Source organism: Rhodococcus sp. 3258 (assembly GCF_031456475.1).
GTDB lineage: Bacteria > Actinomycetota > Actinomycetes > Mycobacteriales > Mycobacteriaceae > Rhodococcoides > Rhodococcoides fascians.
On the sequence record NZ_JAVDUT010000003.1, the window covers coordinates 190,545 to 203,707 of the forward strand.

Here is a 13,163-nt window from a genome sequence, read left to right on the forward strand (position 1 = left end):
GTTCGGCCCGTCCCGACACGACAAGGGATAGAAGATGAGTACATCTCCCCCAGTAGCAACCGACGACACTTCGGCCTCGAAGGCGCGACGCAAGCGTAAGACGCGTCGACGCGTCACCGGTGCACTCGTTCTGATGATGGGCCTTCTGAGCGCGGGTTTCCTCGCGTCGGCCCTGACGCCTACACCCCAGGTCGCAACAGCCGATACCGATTCGGCGGCGCTGATCCGCGAAGGCAAGCAGCTCTACGACACGTCGTGCGTGACGTGCCACGGTGCCAATTTGCAGGGTGTTCAGGATCGCGGACCGAGTCTCATCGGTGTCGGTGAAGCTGCCGTCTACTTCCAGGTGTCGAGTGGCCGTATGCCGGCTGTTCGCAACGAGGCACAGGCACTGCGCAAGCCGCCGAAATTCGACGACAAGCAGATCGACGCGCTCGGTGCTTACATCCAGGCCAACGGCGGCGGCCCGACCGTCATTCTCGACGAGAACGGTGAGGTGGCGCAGGAGTCGCTTCGCGGCGACGACATCGCCCGAGGCAGCGAGCTGTTCCGCTTGAACTGCGCGTCCTGCCACAACTTCACCGGCCAGGGCGGCGCACTGTCGTCGGGCAAGTTCGCGCCGGACCTCGGGCCTGCAAACGAGCAGGAGATCTACACCGCGATGGTCACCGGTCCGCAGAACATGCCCAAGTTCTCCGACCGTCAGCTGACGATCGAGGAGAAGTCGGACATCATCGCCTACGTCAAGTCGGCCCAGGAAACCAAGGCTGCAGGCGGCTGGGGTCTCGGTGGCTTCGGTCCCGGTACCGAGATGATCGCCCTGTGGGTTGTCGGAATCGCCGCTGTCGTCGGCGCAACATTGTGGATCGGAGCTAGATCATGAGCGACGGCGATTCCGGCCGTAAGGACGCCGACAACACCGACGGCACCAATGCCGAGGGTGTGAATCCCGACAAGAAGTACACCGACGAGGAGTTGGCAGCGCTCAGCCGGGACGAGTTGGTCGAACTCGGCACCAATCTCGACGGTGTGGATGTCGCATTCCGTCGCAATCGCTGGGCTGTGGAAGGTACTCGCGCCGAGAAGCGCGCAGAGCGCAGCGTGGCGATCTGGTTTGCCATCGCCGGCCTGTCGGCAGTCGCGTTCATCGGCGTCTACCTCTTCTGGCCTTGGCAGTACGCAGGCATCGGTGACGACAACTACAACCTGTACTCGCTGTACACGCCGCTGATCGGCGGAACGATGGGTCTTGCGATCCTCGCCGTCGGCGTCGGTGCCGTGCAGTTCACCAAGAAGTTCATCCCCGAAGAGGTCTCCATCCAGGACCGCCACGACGGAAGTTCGTCGGAAACGGACCGCAAGACGCTGGTCGCCGAGCTGGGCGATTCGCTCGACACGTCGACCATCGGACGACGCAAGGTCATCAAGCGTTCGCTTCTGTTCGGCGGCGGCGCTCTCGGCGTGATGGCACTGCTCCCCCTCGGCGGCCTCATCAAGAATCCGTGGGCCAAGGGCGAAGATTCTCCGTTGTGGGTATCCGGCTGGACGCCTCGCTACGATGGAGAGACGATCTACCTCCGACGAGACACCGGGCGACCGGAAGATGTTGTTCTCGTACGGCCTGAGGACTTGGACGCTGGTGCCATGGAAACTGTCTTCCCGTTCCGCGAGGCGGACCGCGAGAGCGAGCACGACCTGCTCATGTCACTCCGCGGTATCCGTAACGCAGTCATGCTCATCCGTTTGCGTCCCGACGACGCAAGCACGGTCATCAAGCGCAAGGGCCAGGAGAGCTACAACTACGGCGATTACTACGCCTACTCCAAGATCTGCACGCACCTGGGTTGCCCGACATCGTTGTTCGAGCAGCAGACCAACCGCATTCTCTGCCCTTGCCATCAGTCGCAGTTCAACGCGCTCGAGTACGGCAAGCCGATCTTCGGACCGGCTGCGCGCGCGCTGCCTCAGCTTCCCATCACAGTCAACGAGGAGGGTTACCTAGTGGCACAGCACGACTTCCACGAAGCACTGGGTCCCGCCTTCTGGGAACGTCGACCGGAGCGTGATTCATGAGTCCTTCACTGCAAACCCTCGCCGCCAAGCAGGCGGACGACGTAGACAGTCGTTACCACTTGGCACCAGGTTTGCGCCGCCAGATCAACAAGGTGTTCCCCACCCACTGGTCGTTCCTGCTCGGTGAGATCGCGCTGTACAGCTTTGTGATCCTGCTGATCTCCGGCGTCTTCCTCACCCTGTTCTTCGATCCTTCGCTCAGCGAGGTCGTCTACCAGGGCGCGTACACCCCGCTGAACGGCGTGACCATGTCACGTGCCTACGCGACAGCACTCGACATCTCGTTCGAGGTGCGCGGCGGTCTGTTCATGCGCCAGATCCACCACTGGGCAGCACTGATGTTCGCCGCGTCGATCATCGTGCACATGATGCGCATCTTCTTCACCGGTGCGTTCCGCCGTCCCCGTGAGGCCAACTGGGTCATCGGCTGCCTGCTGCTGATCCTGGCGATGTTCGAGGGCTTCTTCGGATACTCGCTCCCCGACGATCTGCTCTCGGGCACCGGCCTCCGCGCCGCGTTCTCCGGCATCACGATGAGCATCCCGATCGTCGGCACCTGGATGCACTGGCTGATCTTCGACGGGGACTTCCCCGGCACGATCATCATTCCTCGCCTGTATGTGGCGCACGTGCTGCTGCTACCGGCCATCATCCTGGCGCTGATCGCAGCTCACCTGGCTTTGGTCTGGTACCAGAAGCACACGCAGTTCCCCGGACCCGGCCGTACGGAAACCAACGTCGTCGGCGTTCGTATCCTTCCGGTCTTCGCCGTCAAGTCCGGTGCGTTCTTCGCCGTGACGTTCGGCGTTATCGCTGCCATGGGCGGACTGCTGCAGATCAACCCGATCTGGGCGCTCGGTCCGTACAACCCGTCTCAGGTGTCCGCAGGTTCGCAGCCCGACTTCTACATGATGTGGACCGACGGCCTGGCGCGTCTGTGGCCGGCATGGGACATCTACATCGCTGGTCGCTACACGATTCCCGCAGTCTTCTGGGTGGCCGTGATCATGGGCCTCGTCTTCACCGTGATGATTGCCTACCCGTGGATCGAGAAGCGTCTCACCGGAGACAACGCACACCACAACCTGCTGCAGCGTCCCCGCGACGTGCCGGTCCGTACTGCGATCGGCGCAATGTCCATCGCGTTCTACGTCGTTCTGACGCTCTCGTGCGTCAACGACCTGATCGCGTACAAGTTCGACATCTCGCTCAATGCGATGACGTGGATCGGTCGAATCGGAGTGCTCATTGCTCCGCCGATCGCATACTTCGTCGCGTACCGGTTCTGCATCGGCCTACAGCGCAGCGACCGGGCAGTTCTCGAGCACGGTATCGAAACCGGAATCATCAAGCGACTCCCGCACGGCCAGTACGTGGAAATCCACCAGCCGCTCGGACCGGTCGACGATCACGGTCACCCGATCCCGCTCGATTACCAGGGTGCGGCGGTCCCCAAGAAGATGAACAAGCTCGGTTCTGCCGGCAAGCCCGGCTCGGGTTCACTGTTCACCCCGGACCCCGTTGCGCAGAGCAAGGCCCTCGAGGATGCACTCCACAAGGGCGAGCACGAGCAGTTGGCAATGCTTCGCAACTACCAGGCGGGCATTCTGGGCAATGGCCACTCGAACGGCAACGGTCACGCCAACGGCAACGGTCATTCCAATGGCCACGCCAACGGCAATGGCCATGCCAACGGGCACGAAGACACCTCGATTTCTTCGGGTCGTCAGGACAGCGATCGCGATCACTGAGTCCTGACAACGCATTCCGCTGAAGGGCGGCACCGGCAACGGTGCCGCCCTTCTTCGTGTGGTGGCGGTGCTACCCGCTCGACACATGTCCGGAGACGATCCGGCTGGATCTCCATCGGTCCGCGGGAGTCCTGTGAACGGAGGCCGCAACTCTCACAGGCTCCACTCCCCTCCCCCGCCCGAGGACTGCCGATTCAGAGCGCGGTAATGCTCGAGTCGGAGTCGGCACTCACCTGCCGGTAGCCTGCAGACCCATCGGTGACGAGCATCGGCCCGGTCGGCCTCGACCGGTATTAGTATCGGTGTATGGTCCGTATCCCACTCAGTCCCGGTGAACTCGCGCGTGGTGCTCGCTTGGGCACAGCTTTGCGCCGTTTCCGGGGTAGCCGGACCATGACCGAGGTTTCCGACGCCGCCGGCATCTCCGTCGAAACGCTCAGAAAAATCGAGACCGGGCGTATCGCAACCCCGGCATTCTTTACCGTCGCCGCACTGTGCACTGCGTTGGAGATCTCACTCGATGCACTGCTCGAATCCACGGCGGATGCGTCGTCGACCCTGCGGGAGGCAGACGCGTCCTGACTGGTTCGGATCCGCGCCGTGGTCTTCCGGGACGTTCATGCGTTCCAGTCCATGACGAAAGACCGGGGTGCGGCCGGTCTCTCACCGACCCGCAGTAGGTAGGCGTGGTGCTTCTCAGTCGATCGGCGAGACCCTGATGAGGTTGCCGTCGGGGTCCGCGATCACGAAAGTGCGGCCGAAGACGGCGTCGTGTGGCTTCTGCACTACGGCAACTCCTTTCGCGACCCAATCGGTGAATATGTCGTCGACTGCTTCCGAGGGGCCGGGCACCATGAGTCCGATCTCGCTCATGCGGGGTGTGCTCAGTACAGAGTGCTCGGCGTAGCCCGTCCACAACGCGAGCAGTACACCGGGGGCAACGTCGAAAGCAACATAGTGGGGACTGGTGAAAGTCGGTTCGATCTCGAACAGGTCGCTGTAGAAGGCGGTGGCGGCCTGGGTCTCCCGGACGCCGATCAAGAACAGGTTCGGTGCAGGCATGGAGGGCTCCTCGAGTGGATGTCGTATCGATACCGAACCATCCAATCGCCTCATCGCGACAGAACCTGTCACCTTTGTCTGCCAACATCGGTCCGCATGAAGGCTTCGAGGCTGCTGCATATCTTGCTGCTCCTACAGACCCGTCAGCGCATGACAACTACCGAGCTCTCCGACCGTCTGGAAGTGTCTCGGCGCACTGTGCTGCGAGACGTCGAGGCGCTCTCGGCGGCTGGTGTGCCCGTCTATGCCGAACGCGGACGGAACGGCGGGATTGTCTTGCTCCCCAATGCACGACTCAACGCATCCCATCTGGATCCACCAGAACTCGAGGCCCTCTCCATAGCCGGTTTGGACAGCGCGCAGCTCGAACGTTTGGGGCTGTCTGCGGTATGGGAGTCGGCCGCGCGCAAGATCGCCGCCCGGCAGGCTGCGGCACCGGATATACCGGGCATGCTGGGTCTGGCGGACCTGGTACTGGTCGACAGCACCGCATGGTTCGCCGACTCGGAAACAGCGATCGACGTATCGGACCTGGCCTCGACACTTCGACGCCGACGACGACTGCAAATCCAGTACCGGCGTAGCGCCGAGAATCAGGCCTCGACGCGGGTGGTCGACCCGTACGGGATCGTAGCGAAATCAGGTCGCTGGTATCTCGTCGCCGACGACCAGGGAGACGGTCGACTGTTCGCGCTGGAACGGCTCTCGACCTACGAACAACTCGCCGCACCAGCTGCTGTTCAACCCGGGGAAACCCTCCGCACGAAATGGGCAGCGTTGAAAGGTCGCACCGAGAGACGAGGTCACGTGAGCGTCACCGTCCGCCTGCCGGAGAAAGGCCTCGACCTGGCTCGACGGGTACTCGCCGGTCGCATCCACGAGGTCTCCGCCGCGAAAGACGGCTGGTGCACCGTCGTCGTCCGCTATCCCGATATCGAGTCGGTACGTCAACTACTTCAATTCGGCGATCACATCGAAGTACTCACACCAGCCGCAGCTCGCGAACGCATCGGTCAGCTCGCCACAGTTCTGGCCGAAAAGCACTCGACCCCCGCCGGCTGACCCGGTCGGAATGCCCCTGCAATCGAGCGATGTCCCCGGTGTGCACGTTCCAGCACAGAAAAGGGCCCCGATCGCTCTCGTGAACGATCGGGGCCCTTTTCGGGTGTCTACAGGTCAGTGGCGTTCGGCACCGATGTGGTACTCGAAGACCAATCCAGCGGCCGAGGCGATGACGCACACGACGCCCAGAGCAATCAACCAGGGCTGGAAGAAGGCAAAGCCCAGAGCGGTGATCGACGCCGCCACGGCCAGCACGAACGGCCAGAAGCTGCCGGGGCTGAAAAAGCCCAGGTCGCCTGCGCCGTCACTTACCTCGGCGTCGTCGAAGTCTTCGGGCCGAGTGTCGAGCCGTCGCGCGACGAATCGGAAGTACGTTCCGACGATCAGCGTCAGGCCGACCGACAGGAAGATCGCCGTGACGCCTGCCCACTCGACGCCGGTTCGGCTCAATCCTGTGAACAGCGCGTACACGATGCCGACCAGGAGGAAGAAGACCGTGAGGATCTCGAAGATCTTCGCTTCGATTTTCATATCAGCATGCTTCCTTGGTCAGTTGCCTTCGGCGACGGTGGCGGTACGGACGGTGCGATCGGTCTCGAACGGCGAGGTGCTGGTCGCGAGCGGGCTCTCGCCGATGGCTTCCAGTGCCTGCGCGTTGGTCAGCGCTTCGCCACCCTCGGACAACGGCTTGCGCAGCTCGATGTACTGCTCGAACTTGTCCGGGGACACGGCGCGAACCTCGAAGTTCATCATCGAGTGGAACGTGCCGCACATCTCCGTGCATCGACCGACGAACGAACCTTCGCGCTCGATTTCGCTGATCTGGAACACGTTGTCGGAATGGTTCTCCTCGGGGTTGGGGAGAACGTCACGCTTGAACAAGAACTCCGGAACCCAGAAGCCGTGGATGACGTCCGAGGATGCCAGCACGAATTCGATGCGCTTTCCGGTGGGAAGGACGAGCACCGGAATCTCGGCGCTGGAACCGACCGTTTCGATCTTGTTGTAGTGCAGGTAGGACAGATCCTGGGGAATGGCACCGTGGATCGCGCCGGGCACGAACTCGCCGTCCTCGCTACCCTCGGCGCCTTCGCCGGGAGTTGCGGCGGCTTCTGCGGCGGCCTGCTCCTCTTCGTCGGTGCCCTCGTACTTGGCGGCACCGTCCTTGAGGTCGATCGTCCGGTATCCGAACTTCCAATTCCACTGGTATGCGGTCACGTCGACCTGGACGTCGGGATCTGCCTGCTTCTCGTCGACGTAGTTCTGCACCACGACGGTGAAGTAGAAGAGCACGGCGATGATCACGAACGGAACCGCCGTGTAGAACAGCTCGAGCGGAACGTTGTACGCGGTCTGACGCGGGAACTCCGGGGAGCTCTTCTTCTTACGGTGGAAGAGCACCACCCAGAAGATCAAGACCCACACGACGATGCCCATGACCAGGGCGGCGATGACCGACCAGGTCCACAGGTCGCCGATGCGTCGTCCCTGCGGAGTGACGCCCGAGGCGAAACCGAAATTGAGTACGTTGTCACTGCTGATGGAACAGCCCGACAGCATCAACGCGGCTACACCGAGAAATGCTGTCAGCCCCGCTCGCCGAAGGATCCGACTATGCGCCACGTTCACGCCTTCCTGATTGCCCACCACTGAAGAATAAGGGCTTCCACATGGAGATGCCCGAGTACTACGCAGCGTAGACCAAAGCTGACGCGGAGCCACCCTTGGGTCGTTACCTAGGTTCGAGCGTGTCTGCGGCATACTCGGTTGCTGATCGACCGTCCCGCTGACGACACGCGGAGATCCGGCCCCCGGCATTGTCCCCAACTGCGAGAAGAGGTAGCAGACGCTGTGTGTGGACTGCTCGGAGTACTGACATCTCACGGAACGACCGCCGCCGGCGTCGAGCTGGTGAGCTCGGCGACTCACTGCATGCGCCATCGAGGCCCGGACGAGCCCGGTGGCACCTGGCACGACGACGACGTCGTATACGGCTTCAATCGACTCTCGTTCATCGACATCGAACACTCGCATCAGCCGATGCGGTGGGGACCTCCGGGTTCACCCGACCGGTACGCGTTGGTGTTCAACGGCGAGATCTACAACTACCTCGAATTGCGTGCGGAGCTCGCGCGCGATCACGGTGCAGAATTCGCCACCGAAGGTGACAGCGAGTCGATCGTCGCGGCATTTCACTACTGGGGCGCTTCCGCCGTGCAACGTCTGCGAGGAATGTTCGCCTTCGCCATCTGGGACACCGAGACTCGCGAGATGTTCATCGCGCGCGATCCCTTCGGCATCAAGCCGTTGTTCTACGCCACGGGCCCGGGTGGAACCGCGTTCGGCAGTGAGAAGAAGAGCGTTCTCGAACTGATGGAGCTGCTGGGCGTCGATCTCGACCTCGACCCGCGGGCCATCGAGCACTACACCGTGCTGCAGTACGTCCCCGAACCGGAGACGCTGCACGCGGGGATCAGGCGGCTCGAGTCGGGTTGCTACGCCACCCTCTCCCCCGGTAAGCCGCCGAAGATCACCCGATACTTCACACCGACGTTCCCGGTGAAGCCCTTCGCTCCCGGCAGCGAGAAGGCTCGCTACCAGGAGATTGCCGAGGCGCTCGAAGATTCGGTCGCCAAGCACATGCGAGCCGACGTGACCGTCGGTTCCTTCCTCTCGGGCGGCATCGATTCCACAGCCATCGCGGCACTGGCGATTCGACACAATCCGAACTTGATCACCTTCACGACCGGCTTCGAGCGCGAGGGTTACTCCGAGGTCGACGTTGCAGCGGAGTCGGCAGCCGCGATAGGTGCTCGGCACATCGTGAAAGTGGTCGGACCGGAAGAGTTCGCGGCGTCCATTCCCGAGATCGTCTGGTACCTGGACGACCCGGTGGCCGATCCGGCGCTCGTACCGCTCTACTTCGTCGCCAAAGAAGCTCGCAAACACGTCAAGGTCGTGCTGTCCGGAGAGGGTGCGGACGAACTGTTCGGCGGCTACACCATCTACCGCGAGCCGCTGTCGTTGAAGCCGTTCGAGTCTCTACCCGCATTTCTACGCCGCGCAGCCGGATCGTTGAGCGAGCGCATTCCCGAAGGCACGCGCGGCAAGAGCTTGCTGCACCGAGGATCGATGACCCTCGAGGAGCGCTACTACGGCAACGCACGCAGCTTCAACGACGCGCAGTTGCGATCGGTGCTGCGTGAGTTCCGTTCGGAGTGGACGCATCAGGACGTCACCGCGCCCATCTACGCGCAGTCGCAGGGGTGGGATCCCGTGGCTCGTATGCAGCATTTGGACCTGTTCACCTGGCTTCGTGGCGACATTCTGGTCAAGGCCGACAAGATCACCATGGCGAACTCGCTCGAGCTGCGCGTCCCGTTCCTCGATTCCGAGGTCTATCGCGTGGCAGAGAAGTTGCCACTGGAGCAGAAGATCACCAAGAGCACTACCAAATACGCGCTGCGCCAGGCGCTGGAAGGCATCGTTCCCGGTCATGTTCTGCACCGCGCCAAGCTCGGTTTTCCGGTGCCACTGCGCCACTGGCTGCGCGGTACCGAACTCTTCGACTGGGCTCACCAGCAGATCGCCGAGTCACAGACCGATCACCTTCTGAACAAGGCCGCCATCGTCGCCATGCTCGACGACCATCGGGCAGGCAAATCGGATCACAGCCGTCGCCTGTGGACGCTGCTCATCTTCATGGTGTGGCACGGGATCTTCGTGGAGAAGCGCATCGTGCCGGAGATCGCCGAGCCGGAGTACCCGGTCAACATCTGACTGGTACACCCGTCTTCCCCGGGATCAATGTGGATTTCAGTCGCTCAGATTGCAACAAAGCCGCATTGATCCCGCTGGGGGGAGCCGATCTCAGGCGGGCAGCAGCGCGCCGATCTCCTCGCCGGCTTCGGCACCGTACGCCGCGCTCAGGCGCTTGATCGCGTCGTCGCGGTTCAGACTCCATTCCTGCGTTCCGGTGGTCTCGAGGACCAGCACGGCAACCAGAGAACCGAGTTGAGCAGCTCGTTCGATGCTCGCTCCGGCGAGGTGGCCGGTGAGGAACCCGGCACGGAACCCGTCGCCCACTCCGGTGGGATCGACCTTGCTCGTCTCGGGCACGACACCGATGTGGGTATGCTTCCCGCCCTTTTCGACGATATCCACGCCCCGCTTGCCCAGCGTGGTGACCCGCAGGTCCACCTTGTCCGCGATATCGGCGTCGGACATCCCGGTCTTCTGCTTGAGCAGTGCCCATTCGTATTCGTTGGTGAACAGGTAGGCCGCCCCGTCGATCAGGTCGGTGGCCTGTGCGGCGTCGAGTCGCGCGAGTTGCTGGGACGGGTCGGCGGCAAAGGGAACACCTGCTGCGCGGCACTGGTCCGTGTGGGCGGTCATCGCATCCGGATCGTTGGCCCCGATCAGGACGAGATCGAGCTTGTGCTGTGCGGCCAGCGCGTCGATGGAGATGTCGCGGGCTTCGCTCATGGCACCGGGATAGAACGACGCGATCTGCGCCATGTCCTCGTCGGTGGTGCAGACGAACCGTGCTGTGTGCGCGGTGGCGGACACGCTGACGCCACTGCAGTCGACTCCGTGCTCTTCGAGCCAGGTCCGATACTCGGCGAAGTCCGGCCCCACGGCTCCGACGAGGAGCGGAGAGCCGCCGAGGACCCCGAGTGCGTAGGCGATGTTTCCGCCCACTCCCCCCTTACGGATGACCAGGTCGTCCACCAGGAAGCTCAGCGAAATGTTCGCGAGCTGATCGGCGACGATCTGCTCGGCGAACCGACCGGGGAATCGCATCAGATGGTCGGTTGCAATCGAGCCGGATACCGCGAGAGTCACGAAGAAGGGCCTTTCGGAGTGAAGTTCTGGATGACCGACGAGCAGACACGACTGTGACCGATACACGAATACGTGTATCGGTCACAGTCGAGAGCAAGTCAGCTCAGTTGAACGAGTCGCCGCACGCGCACGATCCGGTCGCGTTCGGGTTGTCGATCGTGAAGCCCTGCTTCTCGATCGTGTCCACGAAGTCGATGGATGCACCCTCCACGTAGGGAGCGCTCATCCGGTCGACTGCGAGGGTGACGCCGCCGAAGTCGACCGCGAGGTCGCCGTCGAGGCTTCGGTCGTCGAAGAAGAGCTGATAACGCAGTCCTGCACACCCACCGGGCTGTACAGCAATGCGCAGCGCGAGGTCGTCGCGGCCCTCTTGATCCAGCAACGCCTTGGCCTTGGCCGAAGCGGTCTCCGTCATGGTGACCTTGTGCGCCGTGGTTTCGGTCGTTGTGGTCTCATTCGAAACGGTCATGGGCTCTCCCTATCAGTCGTACCAAACCCGTGAACAAACTCAACCGTACTCCGGGTTGCTCTATTCCTTGCGCGCGCCGCCCCTGTTCGAGGGCCCGGCAACAGCACTGCTCGCCACGTGCGCGGCCAGCTTCTCGAGCTGATTGGCCGCATCGGTCATGGCCACCTCCACAGACCCGGCGAACTCGCTGATCGAGTGAGCGGCCGAGATACCGGCCGACGCCAAGTCGTCCTTGCTCAACGTCACCTGGCCGGCGAGCACCACGGTCTCGATTCCGGTGGCACCGCCTGCAGCGGCGATTCTGGTCACCAACTTGCCTCGCAGCGACTGCGAATCGAACTTTCCCTCGCCGGTCAGCACAAGGTCGACGGAGTCCAGGAGTTCCCGCTGACCGGTTCGTTCCGCCACGACGGCAGCACCCGGCACCTGCCTGCCACCGAGCGCGAACAGGGCCGCCCCCATCCCGCCCGCGGCACCCGCACCGGGACGGTCTGCCACATCGTGGCCCGCAGCCGACAGAACGGCAGCCCAGTCGGCGTTCAGTTCTTCGAGTCGCTCGACCGTCTCGGTGTCGGCGCCCTTCTGCGGCCCGAACACCCGAGCAGCACCGGCATCGCCGAGCAGGGGGTTCTCCACGTCCGACGCGGCGACGAGGTCGATTCCCGAGAACCGTTCGATTGCCGACCCCAGCCCGCCGAGTGCGCGGATCATCGCTCGTCCACCGTCGGTGCAACTGCTCCCGCCGAGTCCGACGACGATCGACGTGGCGCCACTGTTCAACGCCTCGCTCAGCAGCTGTCCGACGCCGTAGCTGTTCGCCTTCAATGCCGACTGCGGAGTCAGTGGACCGTCGACGAGGTGCAGCCCGCAGGCCTGAGCAGATTCGATGTACGCCACCGTGCCGTCGAGCAGCCAGCGGGCCTGCACCGGCGTCCCGAGCGGTCCGTCCACGTCGGCGACGTGGACTGTGCCGATGCGCGAGGCCAGTACCTCGACGAACCCCGGTCCACCGTCGGATTGGGGTGCCAGTTCCAGCTCGTCACCGCTCCGGACGCCCGCCCATCCTCTGGCAATGGCGGCGGCTGCATCTGCGGCAGTCAGGGTGTCCCCGAAGGAGTCCGGCGCAATCATCACTCGCATTCTCGGAAGTGTAGGACCGCGGTACCCGAACAGCATCCGGTGCTGCGCCGCTGACCTGGCCGGTGTTCGAGTACCTCCGCTCATCCCATACTCTGGTTGTGTGAAGCTGCTACGCCGTGGAAACTCTGACAATTCGGACGGACAGGACTCGAACGAGCCCGAGTCGACTGTGTCCGCCGGCGAGGCGACCTCGCCGGTGTCTCTCGGCAAAGGCCGACCGACCCCCAAGCGCCGTGACGCCGAGGCCCGCCGCCGCGGGCCGGTCGCTCCGGCTCCCCTGACGAGCAAAGAGGCACGAGAGCGCCGCAAGGCGAACAAAGGCAGCAAGGAAGACCGTAAGGCTGCCTCGAACGAACGGCGTGCAGCAGCTGCGGAGCGTCGGGCGCGCATGCTTGCGGGCGACGACAAGTATCTGCTGCCTCGTGACAAGGGCCCGGTGCGTGCCTACGTTCGCGACATCGTCGATGCGCGGCGCAATCTTGTCGGCTTGTTCATGCCGCTCGCTCTCATTCTCATCTTTGCGCTGTTCCTGCAGCCGCAGGTACAGCAGTACGTCACTCTCGGCATGTTCGTGATGATGCTGTTCATGGTCGGCGAGGGCATCTATCTCGGCAAGATGATCAACAACCGCATTCGCGTCCGGTTCCCCGACACTCCCGACGGCGGCTTCAAGATCGGCTGGTACGCCTTCGTACGGGCGTCGCAGATTCGGAAGATGCGTGCCCCCAAGCCGCGAGTGAGCGCCGGCGAGGCCGTCTGAC

13 protein-coding genes are annotated in these 13,163 nt (G+C 63.2%); 7 read left to right on the forward strand and 6 right to left on the reverse strand.

All coding sequences use genetic code 11. The annotated features are described in order from the left end of the window. Positions 1-34: 34 nt before the first annotated feature. The 4 genes from J2X62_RS11745 to J2X62_RS11760 all read left to right on the forward strand — a co-directional run bounded on the left by J2X62_RS11745 (position 35) and on the right by J2X62_RS11760 (position 4,406). Positions 35-883, forward strand: coding sequence for a c-type cytochrome (locus J2X62_RS11745; protein ID WP_032399966.1), 849 nt, complete (start codon positions 35-37; stop codon positions 881-883). Then, positions 880-2,073, forward strand: a complete 1,194-nt coding sequence (locus tag J2X62_RS11750; RefSeq protein ID WP_230074373.1) for a ubiquinol-cytochrome c reductase iron-sulfur subunit — start codon at positions 880-882, stop codon at positions 2,071-2,073. The genes J2X62_RS11745 and J2X62_RS11750 overlap by 4 nt, the downstream gene beginning before the upstream one ends. Next, positions 2,070-3,824, forward strand: a complete 1,755-nt coding sequence (locus J2X62_RS11755) for a cytochrome bc complex cytochrome b subunit (RefSeq protein ID WP_094694887.1) — start codon at positions 2,070-2,072, stop codon at positions 3,822-3,824. Before J2X62_RS11750 ends, J2X62_RS11755 begins: the two co-directional genes overlap by 4 nt. Positions 3,825-4,130: 306 nt before the next feature. Then, a complete protein-coding gene (locus J2X62_RS11760) occupies positions 4,131-4,406 on the forward strand; it encodes a helix-turn-helix domain-containing protein (RefSeq protein ID WP_032368116.1) in 276 nt (91 codons plus the stop codon). A 114-nt stretch (positions 4,407-4,520) separates the two neighbouring features. Here the strand turns inward: J2X62_RS11760 and J2X62_RS11765 are convergent, their stop codons facing one another. Beyond that, positions 4,521-4,886: a VOC family protein gene (locus tag J2X62_RS11765; RefSeq protein ID WP_230074372.1), complete on the reverse strand. Its 366-nt coding sequence runs from the start codon at positions 4,884-4,886 to the stop codon at positions 4,521-4,523. Positions 4,887-4,982: 96 nt separating this feature from the next. Between J2X62_RS11765 and J2X62_RS11770 the strand changes: the two genes are divergently transcribed. Further along, entirely contained in the window at positions 4,983-5,948 is a 966-nt protein-coding gene (locus J2X62_RS11770) for a YafY family protein (protein WP_032384632.1), read from the forward strand. A gap of 114 nt (positions 5,949-6,062) precedes the next feature. On the opposite strand, the gene J2X62_RS11775 is transcribed toward J2X62_RS11770, so the two are convergent. Continuing rightward, a complete protein-coding gene (locus tag J2X62_RS11775) occupies positions 6,063-6,479 on the reverse strand; it encodes a cytochrome c oxidase subunit 4 (RefSeq protein ID WP_027497386.1) in 417 nt (138 codons plus the stop codon). Positions 6,480-6,497: 18 nt separating this feature from the next. Further along, positions 6,498-7,577 carry a cytochrome c oxidase subunit II gene (locus J2X62_RS11780; protein WP_027497387.1) on the reverse strand — a complete coding sequence of 360 codons (1,080 nt, stop codon included), beginning with the start codon at positions 7,575-7,577 and terminating at the stop codon, positions 6,498-6,500. A gap of 222 nt (positions 7,578-7,799) precedes the next feature. Here J2X62_RS11780 and asnB point away from each other — a divergent pair, with 222 nt between their 5' ends. After that, the gene (gene asnB / locus J2X62_RS11785) at positions 7,800-9,728 is read left to right on the forward strand and encodes an asparagine synthase (glutamine-hydrolyzing) (protein WP_310180735.1); all 1,929 of its coding nucleotides are present in this window, start codon (positions 7,800-7,802) and stop codon (positions 9,726-9,728) included. Positions 9,729-9,818: 90 nt separating this feature from the next. Here asnB and J2X62_RS11790 read toward each other — a convergent pair whose 3' ends face one another. The 3 genes from J2X62_RS11790 to J2X62_RS11800 all read right to left on the reverse strand — a co-directional run bounded on the left by J2X62_RS11790 (position 9,819) and on the right by J2X62_RS11800 (position 12,402). Further along, positions 9,819-10,793, reverse strand: a complete 975-nt coding sequence (locus J2X62_RS11790) for a carbohydrate kinase family protein (RefSeq protein WP_027497389.1) — start codon at positions 10,791-10,793, stop codon at positions 9,819-9,821. 103 nt (positions 10,794-10,896) lie between these two features. Next, positions 10,897-11,262, reverse strand: coding sequence for an iron-sulfur cluster assembly accessory protein (locus J2X62_RS11795; RefSeq protein WP_027497390.1), 366 nt, complete (start codon positions 11,260-11,262; stop codon positions 10,897-10,899). A gap of 60 nt (positions 11,263-11,322) precedes the next feature. Next, a complete protein-coding gene (locus J2X62_RS11800) occupies positions 11,323-12,402 on the reverse strand; it encodes a glycerate kinase (RefSeq protein WP_206498157.1) in 1,080 nt (359 codons plus the stop codon). Between the two features lie 100 nt (positions 12,403-12,502). Here J2X62_RS11800 and J2X62_RS11805 point away from each other — a divergent pair, with 100 nt between their 5' ends. Further along, positions 12,503-13,162, forward strand: coding sequence for a DUF3043 domain-containing protein (locus J2X62_RS11805; protein ID WP_027497392.1), 660 nt, complete (start codon positions 12,503-12,505; stop codon positions 13,160-13,162). The last annotated feature ends 1 nt before the right edge of the window (position 13,163 follow it).

What these genes read in the sequence shown, in the direction of transcription:
- J2X62_RS11745 (WP_032399966.1), top strand. Translation starts at nt 35, where the DNA reads ATGAGTACATCTCCCCCAGTAGCAACCGACGACACTTCGGCCTCGAAG.
- J2X62_RS11750 (WP_230074373.1), top strand. Translation starts at nt 880, where the DNA reads ATGAGCGACGGCGATTCCGGCCGTAAGGACGCCGACAACACCGACGGC.
- J2X62_RS11755 (WP_094694887.1), top strand. Translation starts at nt 2,070, where the DNA reads ATGAGTCCTTCACTGCAAACCCTCGCCGCCAAGCAGGCGGACGACGTA.
- J2X62_RS11760 (WP_032368116.1), top strand. Translation starts at nt 4,131, where the DNA reads ATGGTCCGTATCCCACTCAGTCCCGGTGAACTCGCGCGTGGTGCTCGC.
- J2X62_RS11765 (WP_230074372.1), bottom strand. Translation starts at nt 4,886, where the DNA reads ATGCCTGCACCGAACCTGTTCTTGATCGGCGTCCGGGAGACCCAGGCC.
- J2X62_RS11770 (WP_032384632.1), top strand. Translation starts at nt 4,983, where the DNA reads ATGAAGGCTTCGAGGCTGCTGCATATCTTGCTGCTCCTACAGACCCGT.
- J2X62_RS11775 (WP_027497386.1), bottom strand. Translation starts at nt 6,479, where the DNA reads ATGAAAATCGAAGCGAAGATCTTCGAGATCCTCACGGTCTTCTTCCTC.
- J2X62_RS11795 (WP_027497390.1), bottom strand. Translation starts at nt 11,262, where the DNA reads ATGACCGTTTCGAATGAGACCACAACGACCGAAACCACGGCGCACAAG.
- J2X62_RS11800 (WP_206498157.1), bottom strand. Translation starts at nt 12,402, where the DNA reads ATGCGAGTGATGATTGCGCCGGACTCCTTCGGGGACACCCTGACTGCC.